Annotated in this window: 17 protein-coding genes; 5 read left to right on the forward strand and 12 right to left on the reverse strand. The window is 69.4% G+C overall.

From position 1 onward, the window contains the following. Positions 1-159: 159 nt before the first annotated feature. Positions 160-780: a hypothetical protein gene (locus tag VKA86_12350; GenBank protein ID HKK72004.1), complete on the forward strand. Its 621-nt coding sequence runs from the start codon at positions 160-162 to the stop codon at positions 778-780. Between the two features lie 18 nt (positions 781-798). On the opposite strand, the gene VKA86_12355 is transcribed toward VKA86_12350, so the two are convergent. The 3 genes from VKA86_12355 to VKA86_12365 all read right to left on the reverse strand — a co-directional run bounded on the left by VKA86_12355 (position 799) and on the right by VKA86_12365 (position 4,710). Next, entirely contained in the window at positions 799-2,934 is a 2,136-nt protein-coding gene (locus VKA86_12355; protein ID HKK72005.1) for a CocE/NonD family hydrolase, read from the reverse strand. Positions 2,935-3,142: 208 nt separating this feature from the next. Continuing rightward, positions 3,143-3,478, reverse strand: coding sequence for a hypothetical protein (locus VKA86_12360; GenBank protein HKK72006.1), 336 nt, complete (start codon positions 3,476-3,478; stop codon positions 3,143-3,145). 98 nt (positions 3,479-3,576) lie between these two features. Continuing rightward, positions 3,577-4,710 (reverse strand): SRPBCC family protein, encoded by a 1,134-nt coding sequence (locus tag VKA86_12365; GenBank protein HKK72007.1) that lies wholly within the window; start codon positions 4,708-4,710, stop codon positions 3,577-3,579. Between VKA86_12365 and VKA86_12370 the strand changes: the two genes are divergently transcribed. Beyond that, positions 4,672-5,403, forward strand: coding sequence for a helix-turn-helix transcriptional regulator (locus VKA86_12370; protein HKK72008.1), 732 nt, complete (start codon positions 4,672-4,674; stop codon positions 5,401-5,403). The genes VKA86_12365 and VKA86_12370 overlap by 39 nt on opposite strands. A gap of 25 nt (positions 5,404-5,428) precedes the next feature. Here VKA86_12370 and VKA86_12375 read toward each other — a convergent pair whose 3' ends face one another. From VKA86_12375 to VKA86_12385, 3 genes are read right to left on the reverse strand one after another with little or no spacing between them, the layout of a single operon-like run. Next, complete coding sequence (locus tag VKA86_12375; protein HKK72009.1) at positions 5,429-5,998, reverse strand: LUD domain-containing protein; 570 nt, start codon at positions 5,996-5,998, stop codon at positions 5,429-5,431. Then, on the reverse strand, positions 5,995-7,374 hold the full coding sequence (locus VKA86_12380; protein ID HKK72010.1) for a lactate utilization protein B: 1,380 nt from the start codon (positions 7,372-7,374) through the stop codon (positions 5,995-5,997). Before VKA86_12380 ends, VKA86_12375 begins: the two co-directional genes overlap by 4 nt. Before the next feature lie 19 nt (positions 7,375-7,393). After that, positions 7,394-8,137: a (Fe-S)-binding protein gene (locus VKA86_12385; GenBank protein HKK72011.1), complete on the reverse strand. Its 744-nt coding sequence runs from the start codon at positions 8,135-8,137 to the stop codon at positions 7,394-7,396. A gap of 227 nt (positions 8,138-8,364) precedes the next feature. Between VKA86_12385 and VKA86_12390 the strand changes: the two genes are divergently transcribed. Genes VKA86_12390 through VKA86_12400 form a run of 3 tightly spaced genes read left to right on the forward strand, consistent with a single transcriptional unit; the run spans position 8,365 to position 14,260 of the window. Further along, positions 8,365-9,993: a TolC family protein gene (locus tag VKA86_12390; protein HKK72012.1), complete on the forward strand. Its 1,629-nt coding sequence runs from the start codon at positions 8,365-8,367 to the stop codon at positions 9,991-9,993. After that, complete coding sequence (locus tag VKA86_12395) at positions 9,990-11,081, forward strand: efflux RND transporter periplasmic adaptor subunit (protein HKK72013.1); 1,092 nt, start codon at positions 9,990-9,992, stop codon at positions 11,079-11,081. The genes VKA86_12390 and VKA86_12395 overlap by 4 nt, the downstream gene beginning before the upstream one ends. Next, on the forward strand, positions 11,078-14,260 hold the full coding sequence (locus tag VKA86_12400) for an efflux RND transporter permease subunit (protein HKK72014.1): 3,183 nt from the start codon (positions 11,078-11,080) through the stop codon (positions 14,258-14,260). The genes VKA86_12395 and VKA86_12400 overlap by 4 nt, the downstream gene beginning before the upstream one ends. 68 nt (positions 14,261-14,328) lie before the next feature. On the opposite strand, the gene VKA86_12405 is transcribed toward VKA86_12400, so the two are convergent. The 6 genes from VKA86_12405 to VKA86_12430 form a co-directional block, all read right to left on the reverse strand. Then, positions 14,329-17,040 carry a serine/threonine-protein kinase gene (locus VKA86_12405; protein ID HKK72015.1) on the reverse strand — a complete coding sequence of 904 codons (2,712 nt, stop codon included), beginning with the start codon at positions 17,038-17,040 and terminating at the stop codon, positions 14,329-14,331. 133 nt (positions 17,041-17,173) lie between these two features. Continuing rightward, positions 17,174-18,178, reverse strand: coding sequence for a 6-bladed beta-propeller (locus VKA86_12410; GenBank protein HKK72016.1), 1,005 nt, complete (start codon positions 18,176-18,178; stop codon positions 17,174-17,176). Positions 18,179-18,341: 163 nt separating this feature from the next. Beyond that, on the reverse strand, positions 18,342-19,517 hold the full coding sequence (locus VKA86_12415) for a hypothetical protein (GenBank protein HKK72017.1): 1,176 nt from the start codon (positions 19,515-19,517) through the stop codon (positions 18,342-18,344). Further along, positions 19,514-20,752, reverse strand: a complete 1,239-nt coding sequence (locus tag VKA86_12420) for a hypothetical protein (protein HKK72018.1) — start codon at positions 20,750-20,752, stop codon at positions 19,514-19,516. Before VKA86_12420 ends, VKA86_12415 begins: the two co-directional genes overlap by 4 nt. Then, the gene (locus VKA86_12425; protein ID HKK72019.1) at positions 20,749-21,966 is read right to left on the reverse strand and encodes a hypothetical protein; all 1,218 of its coding nucleotides are present in this window, start codon (positions 21,964-21,966) and stop codon (positions 20,749-20,751) included. Before VKA86_12425 ends, VKA86_12420 begins: the two co-directional genes overlap by 4 nt. After that, positions 21,963-22,611: hypothetical protein (locus tag VKA86_12430; protein HKK72020.1), on the reverse strand; the 649-nt coding region annotated here is incomplete at its 5' end. The genes VKA86_12425 and VKA86_12430, both read right to left, overlap by 4 nt.

Genomic DNA, 22,611 nt, shown 5'->3' on the forward strand with positions numbered 1-22,611 from the left:
CGACACCCGCCTCGACCGGGACGTCGCGATCAAGATCCTACCGCGCGAGATGAGCGGTGATCCCAAACGTACGAAGGCCGGGCCGGCACCCCGGTCTGGAGTCCGGACGGCGAGCGGGTCGCCTACGCCCGCATCGGTTCGGAGGGAGTGGAGACGGTCGTGCGGACGGTCGGCAGCGCCTCCGACGCCGAGGTCCTCCTGCCCGTGGGCGCGGGAGGTTCACCCTACGTCTGGCACGAGACCGCCGGACTCTTCGTGACCGGGTGGGGGGCGAGCTGGAACATCGGACGCATCCTGCCCGACGAGGACGAACGCGAGTTCGAGATCCTGGTCTCGACGTCCGCCTCCAACTGGGGTCCCGACGTCTCGCCCGACGGCCGCTGGATGGCCTACACCTCCGACGAGTCCGGCCGCTACGAGATCTACGTCCGCAGCCTCGGCCCGGACGCCCGCACCTGGCCCGTTTCGGTCGACGGCGGCGAGGAGCCCCTCTGGTCGTCGGACGGAGCGGCGCTGTTCTGGCGCAACGGCAATCGTTTCATGCGCGCCGCCGTGCTCGAGGGCGGCGACCGTTTCCGCACCGGGGCACCGGAGGTCCACGTCGAAGGCGCCTACTCGAACGTGCCGGGCATCTCGTTCAACGTCGCGGGCGACGACGAGCGCCTGCTGCTCCTTCGCATCGAAGGCGGCACCGAGCGTGCGCGCCACCTGAACGTGGTGCTGAACTGGGACGTCGAGCTGGAGCACCGCATGAGCGAGGGTACCGCGGACGTGCGATGAACGACGGCGTCGCGGTCGTCAATCCACCCAGGTGACGGGCAACTCGACATAGCTGTCGTTGGCCCACTCGATCCGCAGTGGCGCGCCGGCGTCGGCGATCGATTCCTCGCTGACGTCGGCGCCCGTGCCGTAGTTGAGCTGGTGCCAGGGGTTCTTGTTCACGTCCACCACGACCAGGAGCCGATGGCCAGCCTCGATCCGGCGACTGACGAGGTAGGAACGGTCGAACGCGACGTCGGTCGGCTCACCGGGCGTCAGCAGACGGCGCTCCGTCGGATCGTCGGCATGACTCGCCCTGCCGAGCCAGTAGGAGAGATGGAACAGCGATCCATCGGCCTGCACCTCGTAGAACCGGACGCCCAGATCGACGTCCCGCTTGTTGATCGTGATCGTGAGTTGGCCGCTCGGGAATCCGCTCAGCTCGCTCGCCCGGGGCAGGGGATCGCTGATGAAGACGAGTCCGGTCTCGAAATCCGGCGAGCCGCCGTCGATCACCTCGGGATAGTAGTCGTTGTGGATGACGTCCCGGTCGGCGAGGTCGACGGTCTGGACGAGTGCATCCGGGCGTTCCGGCGGCGATTCCGAGAGCCGGTGAAAGGCCTCGTCGCGGGCGGGGGTGAGGTGGAGTCGCCAGCGCTCCTCCGCCATTTCGTCCAGCGAGGCAGCATGGCCCCAGCGGTCGGCGCCCATCACCTGATGATTGATCCGGTCCTGGAGCAGCACCGGGCGATCGGCACCACGGAGCACGTGGTCGAACCAGGCGAAGGTCAGGGCCTCGGTGTCGAACCGCGCCGTCGGGTCGATGCCGTACCCGCGCAGCTCGCGCGCCTTCCGCGACGCAGCGACCCCGAAGTGATCGTAGGGACCGATCACCAGGAAGTGCTCGGCGTCCGGACGGAACCGGTCGTGCTCGCGCAGATAGTGGACCGCGGAGATCTGGCCGTCGTCGTAGTAGCCGGTGATCGACAGGACCGGGATGTCGATCCGGGCGAACTCGGCGCCGTAGGGTGCCATGGATTGCCAGTAGGAATCGAAGGCGGGATGATCCAACCAGCGCTGGAAGAAGGGGTTGGGCACCCCGTCGATCGCGTCGAGGTCACGATAGGGACGACCGCTGGCGAACCACTCCTGATGGAGCGCCTCCCAGCGCTCGAGGTCGTTGTAGGTCTCGAAGTCCAGCGTGCGATTGTTCGCGACGAAGAACGGCCAACCGTAGTTCGCGCTGAGGAAGACGTTGTTCATCATCGGCAGGCCCTGCCCCGGCAGGGCAGCGGCATGGGCTGCGATGGCGCGCAACGCGTCGGGCATGCTCTTCGCGGCCGCCCAGGCCGCGAAGCCTTCGTAGCTGGCGCCGTACATTCCGACTTCGCCGTTCGACCAGGATTGGTCGGCGATCCACTCCACGACCGCGGGCGCATCCTCGGCCTCGTGCTCGTAGGGCATGATCTCGGCATCGCTGGAGCCTTTGCCGCGGGAGAGGGCCACCATGCCGACGTAGCCGTAGGACGCCGCCGCCAGTGCGCGCTGCCGACTCGCAGCAGCATCGGCGTAGATCGTGAAGACCAGCGCCGTCGGCAGTCGGGCTTCGGTGCGCGGCCGCACCAGCGTCGCCGAGAGCGTCACCCCGGCCGGCGTTGGAATCCGGACGTTCTCGTCGATCACGTACCGGCGCGTCCGGTCCCGTGCGAGAAGGTCTGCGAGACGGGGCGCCGCGGCGGCGTCGACCCGGGTGCTGATCCACGCCCGCACGAGTCTCGTTGCTCCCGCCCGGTCCAGAGTCGGCGCGCCACCCGTGCGCGCCAGAGCGGCCTGCAGCCGTCGCTCGAAGACGAAGCCCGGCGTTTCGAGGTACCAGGCGAGTTCGTGCGCGCCGCGATCGTCGACCTCGGCGAACACCCTGTCGAAGGCATCAGTGTAGGCGGCGGCGAAGTCCGCGCCGTCGTCCTCCACCGCGCGCGCTGCTTCGGCATGGATGCGATACACAAAGGCGGCCGGCGTCTCCACCGGCACGGCGGCATCGCCCATCCGGGCGAAGGCGGCGAGCGCCGCATCGGGACGTCCCGCGGCGAGTGCGAGCTCCATGCGCCGGATCAGCGCGTGGGGAGTGTCGTCGCCGGGAGCATCGGCCAACAGCTTCTCCGCGAGTACGGGCATGGCCGCGGTGAGCGTCTCGGGCCGATCGTCCTGCGGGGCGGGATATCGAAGAGTCGCCTGTCCTGCGGCCCGGTCGTCGCTCGCGACGGAAGCCGCCGCGCCAACGAGCACGACGGCTGCGAACGCCGCTTCGAGACATCTGCGCATGATCGTCCCCGCCGGTGAGGGTCGGATTTCGTGGAGTCGGGAAGCTGGACGGAGCCGGATGTCATGTCGGCCCATCGTGGATTCCACGATTGCACGCTCCCCCACCTCGAGTGCGGCCCCGACCGAAGAACCGTCGCACCAGGGGAATGTGAAGGAGCAGACCGTAGGGAACGTAGAGAGGGACGTGCATGCAGACCTCGCGTGTCGCCTCGATGCCGGTGTGGACCCGGCCGGAAGCGGTGTGGACCACGGCGATCTCGCCCCCGTCGAGGGGACCACAGGGAGGAAGATCCGTCGACAATTCGATGCGACCGAGCCAGTCGAGTCGCCGGGTACGCCGCGCCATCCGGTCGCAGTCCCCGCAGGAACCATTGTAGAACAGCTTGATGACGCTCATCCGGATCGCTCCGGTCTGCCGAATCCGTCGACCTGTGACGGGCACGGACCCCTTACCGCCGGATTCACAGAGTCGACACAGATCCGGCTACGAACGACCTACGGTTCCGTCGCGGACGAGTGACACGCGGCGTCCCCGTCACGTGCCACGATTGCATCCCGGTCGACGGCTTCGCTTCGCGCCGCCGACGACATGCGCGCCACGACCGCCCCCATGTCCGTCGTGAGCTTCCGTGCCATCATGGCAAGCACGAAGGGATGCGCCAGGCCGTACTTCGGCGTGACCGTGAACCAGACGATGACCGTCGACCCCGACCCGCACGGCTCGATCTCCCAACCACCGGACATCGTCTCGAACGGGAACGGGAACCCCGGCTCGTCGGCGAGGAATTCGAACTCCAGGAGCAGTTCGTCGGGGTCGAAGCGCCGGCACCGTTCTGCCCACGTCCTACCCCCGGTATCCGTGCACTCGCGAACCGCATCGACACCGGGCTCGGTGTCCTCGCGCAGGACGACTCGGGCCAACTTCGGCGCATAGCGACCGATACCGCGCAGGTCGGCGACCCTCGGCCAGAGACGTTCCGGCGCCACCGGACTTTCGACCTCGAGGCACAGGACGTGTGCCCTCGATCCGTTCGCGTCACGGTACAGCTCTCCGATGCCTTGCAGTTGGCGTAGGCCGAAGAAGAGCACGGCCGCGGCGATCGCCAGCAGCGCGAGAATCGCGTGCGCCTCCAACGTTCCGAGGGTCATCAAGATCAACACGACGGTCCCGATCACCCACGAGAAATCCGCCAGGCTGATGAGGGCGGCCCGGAACGTGTCGACCGCACGTCGCGTCCCGGTCCAAGCCACGAAACCGGCGAACACGAGCAGGGCGCCGCCGAGAATCCGATGGACGAACGGCGTCCCGACACCGATCCATCCGGCGATCGGCTCGCCGAAGACGAGCAGCGCCGCCCCCGTCAGCGCCGAGAACACCGCATTGGCCACGAGAGCCGTCCTCAGGGTCTTCGTGCGCACGCTCCGACCTCCGCCGTCGTGGGACCTTCTCAACACCTCACGGTCAGGGTACTCGCGAAAAGTAACGAGAACGATTACCTCATGGGTAATCGTCAGGATTCCAGGAGAGAGACAATGTCCCGGTTCGGAGACCTCTTGAGACACTGGCGGGGCGTCCGCCGCTTCAGTCAGATGGAGCTCGCTCTGGCGGCTGGCGTGTCCACACGTCACCTGAGCTTCGTCGAGACCGGACGCTCCCGGCCGGGACGAGAGCTGGTCCTTCGTCTGGCCGAGGCCCTGGACCTGCCGCTGCGTCACGTCAACTCACTGCTGGTCGCCGCGGACTACGCTCCGCGCTACACGGCCTGGTCGCTCGACGACGACCCGACCGGTATGGTCCGCGCCGCACTCGATCGCATGCTGGCGCGACACGAGCCCGACCCGGCCCTCGTCACGACACGCGACTACGACGTGATCATGACCAACGAGGGCGCACGTCGACTGCTGTCATGGCTGACCGACGGCGACGACCTGTTGACGCGCCACGACAACACCTACCGGATGCTCTTCGACGCCGATGGTCTCCGCCCGTACCTGGTGGACTTCGAGAGACTCCAGCCCGCGCTCCTGAAGCGACTGCACGAGGAGAGCATGCGCTACCAGAGCGACACCCTCCTCGGCTTGTACGAGGAGTGCGCCGCCCACGTCTCGTCGGGTACGCCGGCGGAGACAGACCCCGCGGACGACTCGATCCCAGTGATCACCCTGGGGCTGCGCAAGGGCCATGTCGAACTGTGGTTCCTCTCCACGGTGACGACCTTCGGAACCGCGATCGACGTGACGACGGAGGAACTGCGGGTCGAGTGCCTCTTCCCGGCCGACGAGGCAACGCGAGAGTTCGTGGAGTCGGAGATCGCCGGGTGACGCCGAGCCAGGCACCAACCGAAACTCACACCAGATACACCGTCGCGCTGCACGCACCGTGCGCACCGATCACGAGCGCCTGCTCGATGTCCGCGGTCTTCGACGGCCCGGCAATGAACACGCCCATGCGAGCCTGCGGCAATTCGATCGCCTGCATCGCCGCGTGCATGTCGGCCACGATCCGATCGGCGGGCAGCACCAGTCCGAGGTGTTCGGTGATGAAGGGTGTGATCCGGTGTCCGAGGCTCTCGTCGCGGACCCAGACGGCGCCGTTCTCCGCGACTCCCCAGTCGGCCGAGAACACCGCGTAGTCGACGTCACCGAGATCGCGCGGGTCGTCGTCGATCTCTCGATTGCCCCGCAGGCCGTCGACCCTGCACACGACCTGCTCGCCACGTGCGATGCGCTCGTCGAGATCGTCCTGGATCTCGGAGAGCTGCCCGACGCGGACCAACCGTCCGGCGACTGACTCGAGACCGGCCTCGAACGCCGCCACGAGATCGGCGGGAACCGCGGAGGGAACGACCTCCGGCTTCGGCACGTCGGGAACGTCGACCTGGCGGAGTGCGCCGAGGATCTCTTCGCGCGCGTTCATCGGCCACCTCGATTCCTGCGGTACCAGCTCTCGAAGGACTCCGGAGGTGCTTCGGGAAGCTCGCGCGTGTCCGTCCAGAACCCGGCGAAGGGCCGAAGCATCGCCCCCGGCAGACGGCGCACGGCGAAGCGAGCGAGCCCCATCGAACGGTTCATCGCGGTCTCGCTCCCGAGTACCTTGCCGATGCGCGGCATCAGCCGGGTCTTCCCGTAGGGCAGGTCGCCGGAGCGCGCGAGATCGCGGCGCCAGGCACTGATCATCTCGTGCAGAGGGACCTGCACGGGGCACACGGCGGTGCAACTCCCACACAAGGTGCACGCGAACGGAAGCGTGTGCGTGGCGTCGCCGCCGGTCTCGGTCGCGATGCCGATCGGGCCCGGGATCAACGAATTGTAGCTGTAGCCACCGGAGCGTCGATAGACGGGGCACGTGTTCAGGCATCCACCGCAGCTGATGCACTTCATCGACTCGAACTTCTCGGCATCACCCAGACGAGCCGAGCGTCCGTTGTCCACCAGTACCAGATGCATCTCGCCGTCCGGCCGGGGTCCCGCGTAGAAGCTGGAGTACACGGTCACCGGCTGGCCGGTGGCACTGCGGGCGAGCAGGCGCAGGATCACGCCCGCGCTGTCGAGATCGGGAACCACCTTGTGCAGACCCATGCTGTGGATCTGCACGCGGGGCACGTTCGCGCCCATGTCGGCGTTGCCCTCGTTCGTGCACACGACCACCGCGCCCTCCGACGCGATCCCCATGTTCACGCCCGTGAGACCGGCTTCGGCGCCGAGGAACTTCTGGCGCAGGTGCCGCCGGGCCGCCTTGGTGAGATAGGTTGGATCGCTGTTGCCGGGCTCGGTACCGAGCTTCTCCTCGAACAGCTCGCCGACCTGCTCCTTCTTCAGGTGGATGGCCGGGACCACGCTGTGCGACGGCGGCTCGTGGCGGAACTGGATGATGCGTTCGCCGAGGTCGGTGTCGACGACCTCGATCCCCCGCTCCTCGAGATAGGGGTTGAGGTGGCACTCCTCGGTGAGCATCGACTTCGATTTGACCAGTCGCTCCAGACCGTTCCGTTCGAGGATGCCGTGCACGATCGCGTTGTGCTCCTCGGCCGTCCGCGCCCAGTGCACGACGATCCCGTTGCGCGTGCAGTTGCGCTCGAACTCCTCGAGGTAATCGGCGAGGTGCGCCAGCGTGTGACGCTTGATCGCGCTCGCGGTCTCGCGCAGCGATTCCCAGCCCTCGACCTTCGCGCTCGCTGCGTCGCGCTTGGCGCGCAGCGCCCAGAGGGCGCCGTTGTGCCAGTCGACGTGGGCTTCGTCCCGGCAGAACTCCTCGGCCGCGGCGGCGTGGGTGCGGATGGCTTCGGTCGGCACGTGCGGTCTCCCTTCCCGGTCAGAGGGCTTCGGCGAGGATCTGGGCCACGTGTCGGGTGCGCACGGGCAGTTCTTCACGCCGGATCACACCGTCGAGGTGCAGCAGACACGACGGGTCGAAGCCGACGACCGTGTCGGCGCCGGTGGCCACGTGGGCGCGGGCGCGGTCGCGGCCCATCTTGCCCGAGACCGCGGCCTCGTCCTTGACGTAGCTGCCGCCGAAGCCGCAGCACTCGTCGATCGGTTCGGGGTAGAGGATCTCGAGGCCGTCGACGCGGCCGAGCAGGTTCGCGAGTTTGTCGTCGCGTGTGCCGCGGATCTCGCTCGGCGTCGCCAGGCCCAGCATCCGCACCCCATGACACGAGAGTTGGAGACTGACCCTGCGCTCGACCCGGCGCGGGAAGCCGTCCACCGGGGCCACGTCGTGCAGGAACTCCGTGAACTCGTGGATCCGCCCGGTCAGTTCGCGCGTGCGCGATCCGGGTTCGAAGTGCTCGAAGTTCTCCTTCGCCGCGACCGTGCAACTCGCCGACGGACAGACGATCGCGTCGCAGTCCGTCTCCTGCAGCAGGTGGAGCATGTGCCACGCGGCGTCCTCGGCCTCGTCGTAGCAGCCGGAGTTCGTCATCGGCTGCCCGCAGCAGGTCTGCCCGAGCGGCACCACCACCTCGTGTCCCAGTTTCTCGAGCACCTCGAGGGTGGCGATGCCCACGGCCGGGCTCCAGTGGTTGACCAGGCAGGGGACGAACAGGGTAACGCGCATGGAAACCTCGCATCGATCGGCGCCGGCCCCAGCGTAGTCCGAAATGGATCCGAGATGTGGAGACCCGGGGTGTGGAGTTGTGAGACCGAGGCTCCGACGGGGAGCGTCGATCCGCGCCCTCTTCCCTTGACGCCGCAACGCGCCCCCGGAACCGTGCGTAGACACCAGGATGCGACTACGGTGACACTTCGTTCGCCCCGATCCCTCCGGAGACCCGCAGAGACGCCATGTCCCAGACCATGCTGTCGACGGCCTCGCGCTGGACGATCCCGCTCTTCACCGTCGTGTTGCTCGCCGGCGCCCACGCCGGACCCTCGAGGGGCCAGGACCCCGACGGCGTGCCGGACGTGCCCCCACTCGCGCGGGCGGTCCTCGATTCCGCCGTGAGTGCCGAGCTGGCCAATCTGCCCGGCGCTCCCCTGACCCTGGACGAAGCCCGGGCGCTGGCCCGGACCGGGGCGACCCGGGTGCGCCTGGCCCGGGCCGCGGTCGACGCCGCCCGTGGCTCCGTGCGGCGCGAGCGCGGGGCCTACGACCCCGAGCTGTACGGCGAGGGCTCGCACCGCGACCGCGAGGAACCCGCCGCGTCGTTCTTCTCGGGTGCCGACGTGGTGCAGACCACCGAGACGCGTGGCGAGGCCGGTCTGCGCTGGCGTGCACCCCTGGGCAGCCGATTCTCGGCATCGCTGGGCGCGGTGCGGCTGGAGACCAACAACGCCTTCTCCCTGCTGCAGCCCCAGTACGACACCTTCGGCGAGCTCCGCCTGACCCAGCCGCTGCTCGACGGCTTCGGTGCCGGCGAGCGCGGTGACCTGACCGCCGCCGAACGCCGTCTGGAAGCGGCCGAGGCGCGGCTCGCCGATGCACGGCTGGGCACGGAGTCCGCGGTGGAAGTGGCGTACTGGGCCCTCTACGCGGCCGGACGCGACTTCTCGGTGCAGCGCCTGATCACCCAACGCGCCGAGGCACTCCTCGAGCAGGCCCGGACGCGCCAGCGGGCGGGCCTGGTGGGTCCGGCCGATGCGGCCAGCGCACGGGTCTTCCTCGCCGAGCAACGCCAGGCCCTGCTCGACCGTGAGGAGGACCTGGGCCGGGCCAGCGACGCCCTCGCCGACCTCATCGGCCAGCGTCCCGTCCCCGAGGACCTGTACCGCCCGGTCGACGAACCGCCGGCCGACTTCCCGGCCCCACCGGCCACCGAGTTGATCGCGGCGGCCACGGCCGAGAACCTGCAGCTGAAGGCCCTCGCCGACGAGGTGGCCGCCGTCGAGGCCCGCGCCGACCGCGCCTCGCGGAACGCACTGCCCAGCCTCGACGTCTTCGGTGTCCTGGGGGGCACCGGTCTTTCGGGCACGCCCCAGGACGTCCAGTTCGGCGACGAGACCTTCACCACCGAGTTCTCCGGCAACGTGGGCGACGGTCTCTCCCAGGTGTTGGGCTACGACTACCCCACCTGGGAGGTGGGCTTCACCTTCGCCGCGCCCATCGGCGGCCGTGCCGACGGGGGCGAGGCCGATCGGCTGGTCGCCGAGGTGGTCCGCGCCGAGCAGCAGCTCGAGGCAGCGCGACGCCAACTGGAGTCGGACGTTCGTGACACTCGTCGGGCCCTGGCCAACGGGCGCGAGCGGCTGGCCGCGGCCCGCTTCGGCGTGGAAGCGGCCTCGGAGCAGGTACGCATCGGCGTGCTCCAGTACGAGAGCGGACAGACCTCGGCCTTCGAGCTGGTGCGGCTGTCCGGCGACCTGGCCGCGGCCCAGCAACGCTATTCCCGTGCCCTGGTGCGCACCGCCCGCGCCGCAGCGGTGCTGCGGCAGCTGACCGGTGGCGCCTATCCCGAAGAGGAGACCGGCCCTTGAGACGAGCGAGCCTGTTCGCAGCGAACATCCTGCTGATCACCACCCTCGTCGCGTGCGATGGCGGCGACGAGCAGGCCGGTGGCCCTTCCGGCGGCGGGGGCCCGGGGGGTGGCGGCGAGGCCCCGCCCATGCCCGTGGAGACGGCCACGGTGGAGGCGGCCGGCATGGCCGACGAGTTCACCGTGGTGGGCAACCTCGACGCGGAATTCGAGATCGCCGTGGTGACCGAGATCGCCGCCCGCGTGGTCGCCCTGCCCTTCGCCGAGGGGGAGGCCGTCGAGCGCGGCGATCTGCTCGCGCGGCTGGACGACGCCCAGATCCGGGCCGAGGTCCAGCGCGCCGAGGCGCTGGTGCAGCAGCGACGCACCAACTACGAGCGCGTGCGCACGGTGGTGTCGGAACAGGCCGGCGCCCCGCAGGACCTGGACGACGCGGCCGCGGCGCTCGCCGTCGCGGAGGCCGATCTGGCCCTGGTCCGCGCGCGGCTCGACAAGACGCGCATCACCGCACCCTTCGACGGCGTCGTCGGCGCGCGCCAGGTCAGCCCCGGTGCGTACCTGCGCCCCGGCGACACCATCACGCAGCTCGCCCAGATCGACAGCCTGCGGGTCACCTTCAGCGCGCCCGAGCTGTACCTCGGCCGGCTCGGTCCGGGATCGCCCGTGCGGGTGCGCACCTCGCCCTTCCCCGATCTCGTGGTCACGGGATCCGTCGACGTGATCGCGCCCGTGCTCGAACGCACGTCGCGCAGCGCCGAGCTGGTGGCGCGCGTCGGCAACCCCGAGCAGAAGCTGCGTCCCGGCATGTCGGCCGAGGTCACGGTGATCCTCGAGCAGCGCCCGGGCGCGCTGACGATCCCGGCCGAATCGGTGTTCTTCCAGGGCCAGCAGGCCTTCGTCTACACCATCGGTGACGACGACACCGTGTCCATGACGCCCATCGAACTGGGAACCCGCAGCGCGGCGCGCGTGGAGGTCGTGTCCGGCCTCGATGCCGGGCAGGCAGTGGTGCGCGCCGGCCACCAGAAACTGTTCCCCGGTGCGCGCGTGATGCCGGTCGGCGGCGGGGACGAGGAGGCCGGAGCGTGAAGCTGAGCGAGATCGCCATCGGACGTCCCGTTCTCGCGGCCGTGATGAGCCTGGCCATCGTCCTGCTCGGGGCGATCTCGTTCGGCCGGATCGGCGTGCGCGAGTACCCCGACGTCGACCCGCCGGTGGTGTCGGTGACCACGTTCTACCGTGGCGCGAGCCCCAGCGTGGTCGAGACCGAGATCACCGACGTCCTCGAGGAGCAGTTCGCGACGCTCGAGGACGTGAAGACCATGACCAGCAGCAGCCGCGAGCAGGGCTCGAGCATCACCATCGAGTTCGAGCTCGGCCGCGACGTCGACCAGGCCGCCAACGACGTCCGCGATCGCGTCTCGCGCATCCGGGGCAGCCTTCCACGCGAGGCCGAGGATCCGGTGATCGCCAAGGTCGACGTCGACGCCCAGCCGATCATGTGGATCGCGCTCAACAGCGAGACGCACACCACGCTCGAGTTGAGCGACGTGGCCGAACGCGTGGTCAAGGATCGTCTGCAACGCCTTCCCGGAGTGGGCAGCATCTTCATCGGCGGCGAGCGCCGCTACGCCATGCGCGTCTGGCTCGATCCGCAGCGCATGGCCGCGCGCGGACTCACCGCCCAGGACGTCGAACGCGCGGTCGGCCGGGCCAACGCCGAGATCCCTGGGGGTCGGGTCGAGGGCGAGGAACGCGAGTTCTCCGTGCGCACCATGGGCGAGCTCGAGACGCCCGAGGAGTTCGCGCGCATCATCGTGCGCCGACAGGGCGAGAACGTGGTGCGTCTGGGCGACGTGGCCACCGTGGAGATCGGCGCCGAGGACGAACGTACCGCCACGCGGTACAACGGCCGACCAACGGTGGGTCTGGGCGTGGTCAAACAGAAGAACGCCAGCACCGTGGCGGTGGCCCAGGAGGTCCGCGCAGCGATCCCGCGCCTGCAGGAGGAACTGCCCGCGGGCATGCGGCTCGAGCAGGCCTTCGACTCGGCGGTGTTCATCGAGGAATCCATCGCCGAGGTGCGCAACACCTTCCTCATCGCGCTCGGACTGGTGATCCTGACGGTGCTCGTGTTCCTGAAGAGCGTGCGCGCCACGCTGATCCCCGTCGTGGCCATTCCGGTGGCCATCGTGGGCACGTTCACCGCGGTCTACGCCCTCGACTTCTCCATCAACATCATCACCATGCTGGCGCTGGTGCTCGCCATCGGACTGGTGGTCGACGACGCCATCGTGGTGCTCGAGAACATCTTCCGGCACCGCGAGATGGGACGCACGCGGCGGCAGGCCGCCTTCGCCGGCATGCAGGAGATCGGCTTCGCGGTGATCGCCACCACCATCTCGCTGGTCTCGGTGTTCCTGCCGGTGGCCTTCCTCACGGGCACCGTGGGCCGCCTGTTCCGCGAGTTCGGCATCTCGCTGGCCCTGGCCGTGATCATCTCGAGTTTCGTGGCCCTGACCCTCACGCCGGTGCTCTGTTCGCTGCTGCTCGGCGAGGTGCGCAAGCGCACGGCTCGCAACTGGCGCGAACGTTCCTTCGAGGCCTTCTTCGACGGCCTGAACCGTTCCTACGCCGCGACCCTGCGCTGGGTCATGGCACGGCCCCTGGTGCTGCTGGCGGCGATCGTGGTGGTGGTCGGTACCTCGGGTTGGTTCTACCAGCAGCTCCCGCGCGAGCTGGTCCCCACGGAAGATCGTGGCGCGGCCTTCGGTATCGTCATCGCTCCGGAAGGTGCCACGCTCGACTACACCGACCGGTACATGCGACAGGTCGAGCAGGTCCTGCTCGACGTTCCCGAGCGGCAGTCATTGTTCACGGCCACCGGACTGGGTTTCGGCGGGCCCGGGCGGGTGACCAACGGCTTCCTGTTCCTGCGCCTGAAGCCCCGGGACGAGCGCGATCGCAGCCAGCAGGAGATCGTCCAGTCGGTCTTCCCACGCCTGATGGGCATTCCCGGCGTGCTCGCCTTCGTGATCAATCCACCCAGCCTGGGTGGCCGCGGCAACACGTCGCCCGTGGAGTACGTGTTGCAGGGCGACGACTACCAGACCCTCGGCCAGGCCGTCCAGGCGTTCATGGAACGCGCCAACGAGCTTGGCTACCTGGTGAATCTGGACACCGACCTGCGCCTGAACAAACCGCAGCTCGAGATCCGCATCGATCGCGAGCGGGCGGCGCAGCTGGGCGTGTCGGTGACCGACATCGGCACCACCCTGGAGACCTTCCTGGGCGGCCGCGTCGCCAGCGAGTTCACGCGGGGCAACAAGAAGTACGACGTGATCACCCAGGTGCGGCCGAGCGATCGCGCCCGTCCCGACGTGATCCGCAACCTGTACCTGCGCGGCGAGGCCGGACTCGTGCAGTTGGCCAACGTGGTGAAGGTGACCGAGACCGTGGCCCCGAAGGAGCTCAACCACTACAACCGCGTGCGCTCGGCCACCATCACCGCGAACCTCGCCCCGGGCGCCGACCTGGGACAGGCGCTCGACGATCTCGACGCCATCGCCGCCGACGTGTTGCCCGGGGGTGTCCGTACCGACCTCGCCGGGCAGTCACTCGAGTTCCGCGAGAGCACCGGCAGTCTGACCTTCATGTTCGGACTGGCCGTGGTGTTCATCTTCCTGGTGCTGGCGGCACAGTTCGAGAGCTTCGTGCATCCGGTGACCATCCTGCTGTCGGTGCCGCTGGCGGTGGTGGGTGCGATCGTCTCGCTGTTCTTCCTGGGCCAGAGCCTGAACATCTTCTCGCAGATCGGCCTGGTCATGCTGGTGGGGCTGGTGGCGAAGAACGCCATCCTCATCGTGGAGTTCGCCAACCAGTTGCGCGCGCGGGGACTCGAGGTCGGAGACGCGGTGGTCGAAGCCGCATCGATCCGCCTGCGGCCCATCCTCATGACCAGTCTGTCGACCGTGTTCGGCATCCTGCCCATCGCCATCGGCTTCGGCGCCGGTGCGGAGTCGCGACGCCCCCTGGGCATCGCCGTGGTCGGCGGCGTGCTGTTCTCGACCTTCCTGACGCTGGTGGTGGTGCCGGTGGTCTACCGCCTGCTCGCCCGCTTCACCGAGGCGCGCCGGGGAACCGAGATCGAGGAGGACCGGATCGCGGCGAAGGAACCGCCGCCACGGCCGGCGGGAAGTTCTGTGGCGGCGGCCGTGGGAACCGGCCCCGACTCCGCTCCGGCGCGTTCCGCCGCATCGCAGAAATGAGGGATCGGTTCCCGCGCGCGACGGGGAGGCCGCATGCCGCCTCCTCGTCGCAGGCGGGAACTCCGGTCTCAGGCCACCCGTGTGGCCCGCCCCGTCGCCGCCCACGCCCCGTACACCGCGAGCAGGACGATCACGACGACGGCCATCACGGCGCCCTCGCTCGTCCAGTGCGTGTAGTCGACCGCGCGCGCGTGGTAGGCGAGGACGCGCGCCATGTTCGCCACCACCAGGGCGAGGATGCCGAAGCGCAGCAGCACGAACATGAACAGGGCGTTGCGAACGAACTCGACGCCGAACCACAGGGGCGATCCGGTTCCCTCGATCAGGGTCCAGACCACGACCGCCAGGACGACGGCCAGCCAGCGTCGCTTCACGACGCGCTCGATCACCACCAGCGCGCCAACTTCGACGAAGGTCATGCCGATCAGCATGGTCACGTTGAGCACCTGGGACAGCGCGACGCTTCCGCCGTGGACGAGATCGAGATTGATTCCCATGGGCCAGGGTGGCTCGTCCCCCATGAAGCCCCGCAGCCAGTGCACGCCGGGGGCGAGCAGTGCGAACATCACTCCGGCCGAGATCAGCCCGGCCAGCGCCGAGCGGCCGAGCAGGGGGTCACGCAGGGTCGGTTTCTCGCGGCTGAGCAGCCGGCTCATCGACACACACATGCTGGGCCAGACGCGTCGCGCGAGCGGCTCCACGGCGACGTACAGGGCGAAGGTGATCACCGCCACGAAGGTGGCACCCGCGATCAGGTTCCAGAGTTCGGCGGCGATGCCCCATCCGTAGAGTTCGTGCGAGCGCAGGCCCGCCGACACGAGGAACATCGCGAAGATGGCCACCGTCGCCCGCCACGCGCCGCGGCTGTCGACGCTCCGGCCCTCCACGTTCCGCGACCCGAACGTCGCGACGAGGATCACCACCACGAGGATCATCAGGCCGGGCAGGACCTCGACGAGCAGGGCACCGATGCCTCGTGACGTGCGCTCGGGCGGGGCCGCGAGGTCCTCGAGCGACGTCGCCTCGGCCACGTTGAACAGGATCGGCCGGCCCTCGGACGCACCCGCCTCGACGCGGTACTCGATGTCCGGCGTGGCGGCCGGCGACCCGATCCACGCGCGCCGCAGGTCCGGGGCCTGGAAGCGCGAATAGCGCGGTTCGACCGGCCGGAAGCGCGCGGTGTCGAACTCGGCAGCCTCGAACAACGGCGTCCAGTCGGGCTCGGACGGCGGTTCGACGGTGAAGCGCCGCGGCATGACCTCGAAGCGCCGCAGCGTGCCGTCGAGATCGAACAGCACCGCGACCTCGCCCGGGGTCGACGGCAGCGGGTCGGTCAGATCCACGCGCCCACGGGTGGGGACCGGAACTCCGTCTGGGGCCGGCCGCAACAATGTCGGCGATTGCCGGTACCAGAATCCGCCCACGTCCGGCCGCTCGCGCGCGGCCTCCCAGCGACCGGCCGTCGAGTCGTCCGCGGCGACCTGACGCATCACGTCGTTCCAGAGGAGCCAGCCCCACGCCGTGTCGACCGGTTCGGCGTAGGCCTCGTCGGTGTAACCGAGCTCGCCGAGGATCTCGACCGCGCGGTCCTGCAGGACCTCCGGACGCTTCTCGAAGGGCAGGTAGGCGATCCAGCTCATCGTGGCCGCCCAGTACGAACCGGCCACCAGCACGAACAACCCCAGCACGGCCAGGCCGAAGGCGGAGGCCGGCGACAATGATTCGCGCGCCCCGGCCTCGGCCACGAGTTCGGGGGACGGCGTCTCGCCGGCGGCTACCGCAGCGGCGAGGGGGTCGCCCCCGGGCAGCGCCGCCGCGACGGCGTGGGCCGACGGCGGCCGCTCCCGCGGATCCTTCTCCAGACAACGCAACACCGCCCGCTCGATCGTCGGATCGAGCGAGCCGACATGCGTGGTCGGTCGCGAGGGAGCGACCGAGGCGTGCATGGAGCTGAGTTCGGCCACGGTGTCGGCCTGGAACACAGGGCGGCCGGTGAACAGCTCGTAGAGGACGAGGCCCAGGGCGTAGACGTCGCTGCGCGCGCTGACGTCGCGTCCGGCGATCTGTTCGGGCGCCATGTACGCCGGTGTGCCCGCACGCACCTCGGTGCCGGCCGCATCGGCGGCCAGGCTGGCCAGGCCGAAGTCGGTGAGCTTGACCTGCCCGCGTCCGTCGAGCATGACGTTCGCCGGTTTGAGGTCGCGGTGCAGCACGCCCGCCTCGTGCGCGGCGGCGAGCCCCGCGCAGATCTGCCGCGCGACCTCGACCGCGCGCTCCTCGGGCAACCGTCCGATCCGCCGCAGCAACGACGAAAGGTCCTCGCCGTCGACGTACTCCATGCTCAGGAAGTGCTGGCCCTCGAACTCGTCGACGTCGTGCACACGGCACACGTTCGGGTGGCTGACCTGACGCGCGGTGCGGACCTCGGCCAGGAAGCGCTGCAGCCGATCGGCGTCGGTCTCGAGTCCGCGCGGCAGGAACTTCAGCGCGACCGACTGGCCCAGCTTGAGATCGTCGGCGCGGTAGACCTCGCCCATGCCACCGCGCCCGAGCAGCGCGACCACGCGGTACCGGCCGGCGATCACCGTGCCCGGAGCGAAACGATCGTCGGGCGCCGGCGACGATCCCGCGGAGCCGGCCCCCGTGGCGTCGGATCCGACCACGCGGGTGGCATCGGTGGCCCCCGGCACGACGACGGTCCGGTCGAGCGCGGCGCCACACCGCGGGCAGGCGGTGGCGTCGGGTGGAAGGGGAGCCGAGCAGTCGGGGCAGGCGCTCATGGTGCGATCCTACCCGGGCGGGACGGTCGGGGGAAGACCGGAGGTCACTCGACGAGTGACCAATCGCTCCGTCCCGACTTCCGCTGCGGAAGCGCCGACTTCCCCCGCGGAACATCCCCAATCGGTCCCCATCTCAGTCGGGCGAATCACCGTCGGCGATCCGGAGCTCGTACCGGGTCACGGTCGGAACGTCGTCCTGGTCGCGGTTGAAGATCAGGACCCGATTCTTCCGGTCGACGCCCACCACGCTGTGCAGACCCTCGAGCACGGTCTTCGCCACGAGCTCGAGTTCGGCGTCGTACAGGGTGAGCAGGGTCTCGCGGGTCGTGTCGCCGATGCTGCGGGTCGCGGTGTTCAGGACGTGATCGCCCACCCGGCGGATGTCGATCGACGACCCGGGGAGTCGAACGCTGAAGGTCTCCCGATCGGTCTGCGGCTCCGGGGGCGCGGGCAGCCAACCGGCCCCGCCTTCGTCGTTCTCGTCGAGCAGGTCACCGTGCGGGGAGAAGCGCTGGACGAGGTACGGGTACTGCTGCGTGTAGAGGATCGATCCGTCCGGCTCCACGTCGACGGAACCACCCCCGAAGAACGGCCGCACGCGAGGGTCGTCTCCGTGGACGGGATCGCGGGTCGCGGGGATCGAGATCAGGTGTTCGCCGTCCGGGCGGTACACGTCGGCGACCGTGTTCCCGAACGGATCGTAGGCCGCGAGGACGACATCGCCCGCCGGCGTCACGGCGATCGACTTGACCGTGCCGTCCGGGTTCCGGCGCCGGAACTCGTCGAGGTGGTTGCCGTCGGTGTCCCAGATCGCCACGCGGCCGCCGGCACCGGCCACGACCAGACGATCGTTCGCGTCGATGGCGAGGACGAAGGGGATCATCAGCATGCCGGGGCCCTCGCCCGGCCCCGAGATCTGGCGCAGGAACGTTCCGGCGGCGGAGAACACGTGAATGGTGGTGAATCCGGAATCGGCGAGGTAGAGCCGTCCCCGCGAGTCCTCGACCGCTTCGAGGACGATGCCGATCGGCCGGTCGTGGCCGACGACGAGATCGGCCACGAGGTGCAGATCGGCCTCGGCAGCGCACGGCTCGGCGGTGCCCAGGATGGCGACCAACGCGATGCACAGAAGGCGCATGGATTCCTCCGTCATCCCCCGTGAGAGCCGAGAGCCCTCCGCCCGACTTCCGCCGCGGAAGCGCACCCACTTTCGCTGCGGAAGCGCGAACCCCGTCGCACGTGCGCCCACTTCCGCACCGGAACATCCCCAACCGTCTCCGGATCGACCCACCCCTGGCGACTCACCCACCGCCTGACACCGCATCCAGATCCACGACGACCTGTGTCGTGCCCTGCACGTCGACGAAGCGGGTGACCATGTCACCGGTGTCGGTGTCGACCACGGTCAGGCGGTACAGGCCGAGTGGCACCGTGAAGTACACCGGTTCCGGATCGAAGGGATACTCGTACGCGGTGCCGACGTCGGGACCGTAGAGGGTGACGTCGACCCGCTCCTGCAGCGTACCGCTGCGGACCACGTCGACCCGCAGGGTCGCCTCGCCCAGATCGAGGACGAGGGGAACGTCTGCGTCGACATCCGGCCCGAGCGGGCCGAGGCCCGGCCGAACCACGTTGACCGCGTCGGCCCCGACGTGGATTCCGTCGGGATCCGCGACGACCCACACACTGTCGGGAGGGCTCGCGAGGTCGAACACCGCCTCGGCCAGGATCCCGTCCTCGCCCGGAGTCACCGTGGCCCGTCGGGTGGACAGCCCGAGGTCGGCGGCGTCGGGAAGTCCGCCCGGGGCCTCGAGATCGAAGGGCCGCTGCACGCAGGGAACGTCGAGCGTGATCGCGGTCGAGGCCACGACGGGCGGCCAGCTCGCCGCCACTCTCGTCGAGCGATCGGCGGTCTCGGCCAGCAGACGTAGGCCGTAGACCGCACGCGGTAGCACGGCGCGGAAGGCGCCTCGCACGTCGGGTTCGACCTCGGCGATCCGCCAGAACCCGGGCTCGTCGATCCGGAAGAACTCGAGTTCGGCGTTCGACCGCAGTTCGACGTCCATCGCCGCCGGCCACTCCACACGGCCTTCGAAGACCGCCGCGTCGTAGGCCAGTTCCATGGTCCGTCCCGCGAGCGGCACACCGACGAGGACGACGTCTTCGAGTTCGCTGACGTCGACCCAGTCGATCTCGACGTCGGCGAGGCCTCCGGTCCCGCGCGGAACGCTCGTGGTGAAGTGTCCGCGTTCGTCGGTCAGGATCGTCCAGCCGAGTACGCTGTCGGCGTCGGACACGTACCGTTGGTTCTGGAAGCTCAACTGGGCGACTCCGAACCGGAAGCCCTCGACGCCCGTGATGCGCCCCTCGATGGTACGCATGAATTCCAGATCTTCGACCGCCCCCGGTCCGACGAGGTCGCGGCAGCCCACGGAGGCGACCAGCAGCAGAAGCCCGACCACGGCCACGCGCCTCACGGCTGCAACTCCACGCGCAGGGTGTCGTCGCGCGCCACGTAGGCCGTCGCGCGGGTCGGGGTCTCCTCGCCGGACAGACTCACGACCACGTCGTAGAAGTCCTGCCCCACCGCGTAGGTGACGCGGCCCTCGGCGCCGGTGACGTTGCGGGCCGGAGTGGCGAAGGACGCGGCGGGGGCGACGCCGACCTCCGCCCCGCCCACGGCGCGACCGGCGGAGTCGACGACTTCGACCACCAGGTCGAACTCGCCGAGCTCGTGGACCACCACGCCCGGACGCGTGAAGTCCCCGGCGTAGGCCCGCTGCGACACGAACCACTGTCCCGCCTGCAGACAGACCACATCGACGATTCCTCTGTCCGCGAGGCCGATCATCTGGGCCGGCCCTCCGCCGACGACCCGGCCCTCGCGGACGAACCACGCGGTCCGCTCCTCGTCGTCGCTCCACCGGCTGAAGAACCGCACACGGGTGTCGGCGATCGGCCCGCCGGCCCGCACCAACTGCAGGCGCAGGGCCCGCTGGCGCGGGTCGAGAGCAACGTTTCCGGCGTTCGACACGATCTGGCCCCGGTACCATTCGGCGGAACCGTCTCCGGCATCGTTCGACCAGCTCCACTCCAGGCGCGCGTCGAGGAGGGAATCGGCCGTGGCCGGCAGGATCAGCGGCGCCGGGCCATCACCGGTCGTTTCGACGACGAGCACGACCCGGAACGCGCGGATCCAGTCGAGCTCGTCGCTGTACCGTGACCGGATCCGGGCCTGCACGGTCACCGCGGGCGCACCCCATCGCTCCGGCACGTCCGCGTCGACCGCGATCCGCAGCGTCGGCTCGCGGTAGTCCACGACCAGCGTCTCGCCGGGCGCGGGCGTCAGGTCGAGGTCGAAGTGGAAGTCCGGACCTCGATCGCCCGAGAGCCGCAACACGAAGGGCGGATGCACCGCGTCGTCGTCGGTGGCCACGTCGCCCGACGACAGCGTGACCCGCTTGGCGAGCTCGCGACCGCGTGGCGCGTTCTCGAAGTAGATGCGGTTGTCGACGTCGATCTCGTAGTCGGTGCGCTCGGTGCCGTCGGGCTCGATCACCCGCACCACGGGGATCCACGCCGCGTGGCCACCGAGGGGGTTCACCGGCCCGAAGGTGACGTCGCCGTCGACGGGGACGTAGAGATCGGTCTCGCAGGCGGCCAACGCGATCGCGGCCGCCAACAGAACCGAACCGAGCAACGGGCGGCTCAAGGCGCGTCCTCCGTCGAGACTTCCGACAGATCGACCCGCACCACGCGGTCGTCCTGTAGGAGGAGTTCCTGCCGCCGGAAACGCCCCTCGTGCTCGACGTCGATGCGCACCGGGCCCCGGTCGAGCGTGTACCAGGCTCCCGACGGCGGGGAGTCGTCGCGGACGAACGACATGGACTCGTGCCAGACTTCGATCGAGGCGTCCTCGACGGGCACGCCGTCGTCGACGACCTCCACCCGGAGGATGACCTCTCCCAGGACCCAGCCAAGGGTGTCGGCCTCTGCGATCGACGACGTCCAGGCGTTACCGAACGCGTCCGGATCGAGAACGATCACCTCGTCGCCCGATGGCAGGATCACGTCGATGGACCAACGGTGCAGATGCTCCGGGACCCACCGCTCCACCGTCCGTCCGTCGGCGTCGAACCGGTGCGTGGTCTCGGGGCTGACCGTCGGGGTCGGTCCACGCAGGAACACCTCTGCCTGCGTCCCCACCGGCAGGGCATCCGGAACGGAGCAGCGCAGGGGTCGCAGCACGAGATCGGGATCGAGCGCGACCGACGGATCGAGGTCGACGTCCCCCCACACGACGTTCAGGTCCGCGATCAGATCCGTGCTCTTGTTCACGATCTGCACCGTCCACTCGTCGCTGGGCAGCACGCCGGCGAAGCTGCCGTCGGCCTGGAGGGGAACATCGGTGATGTTGACCACTTCGTGACGTATCAGGGACCGATCCGGCCGCGAGTGGCGACGCAGGATCACATTGGTTCCCTCGAAGAGCGCACCGTCGAGGCCCTCGGGCCAGTCGATCCGTCCCTCGATGCGGCGCGCATCGTAGTCGAGTTCCATCACTGCGCCCCGCAGGGGCACCTGCGGGAACAATTCGCGCACGAGTTCGGTGTCCTCGAGCCACGTGACCATGACGTCGGCGAAGGTGTCGGTCCCGTTGGGCAGCTCGAAGTCGAACGACGTGCCACCGTCGGTCTCGAACGACCACAGCTCGCCGTCCTCGTAGGGATCGGTGTACGGTCGCGTGTCGAAGGTGATGCGGGCGGTGACGACGTCGAAGCCTTCCAGACCGGCGAGCCGACCTTCGACCGGACGCCGCGGCCCCAGCTGTTCGATGGCCTCGGGCCCCACGAGGTCGCGGCATCCCACCACACCGGCGGCGACGCCCACGATCAGCAGGAACACCGTCGACGCCGGCCACCTCATCGCGGCAACTCCATCTGCACGAGCACGTCGTCCTCGACGGTGATCGTCGTGTCGGTCACGACCCGGCCACCGGACCACCCGACCTGCAGCTCACGGATTCCCGGTTCGCTGACGAAGCGTACACGACCGTCCAGACCCGTGGTGGAGTTCGCCTCACGGAAGACGAAGACGGACGCCATGCGGGCCCAGGCTCCGGCAGCCGGCGACCCGTCGGTCTCGACGACCTCGACGGTGACATCGTACCGCCCCAGTTCGGCGGTCACCGTGTCACCGGGGACCGCCGTCAGGTCGGTGACCCAGGGCAGAAACCACTCTCCGTCTTGCTCGCACTCCAGTTCGATCTCCACCTGGTCGTCCGGCGCCACCAGTGCCCAGGGGTCGTCCCCGACGATCCCGTCGAATCGTGCCATGCGTCGGAATCCGAAGTCGGGATCGGACGAGTGGATCTCGATCCTCACCGGCGTCGGGGCGATCGGTGCGCCGCCCTGCAGCAACCGGAGGTGGAAGACGGGGGGACGGAACTCGATCCCCGTCGAGGCCACCGCGTCGGGGGGGGCCGCGGGAATGACCGCCCATCGCAGGGCACCCTCGAGATCCGGTCCGAGGTCGGCGAAGCGGAAGTCGATCAATTCGATCTCGGTGATC

The organism is Candidatus Krumholzibacteriia bacterium (genome assembly GCA_035268685.1).
In the GTDB taxonomy this organism is placed as follows: domain Bacteria; phylum Krumholzibacteriota; class Krumholzibacteriia; order JAJRXK01; family JAJRXK01; genus JAJRXK01.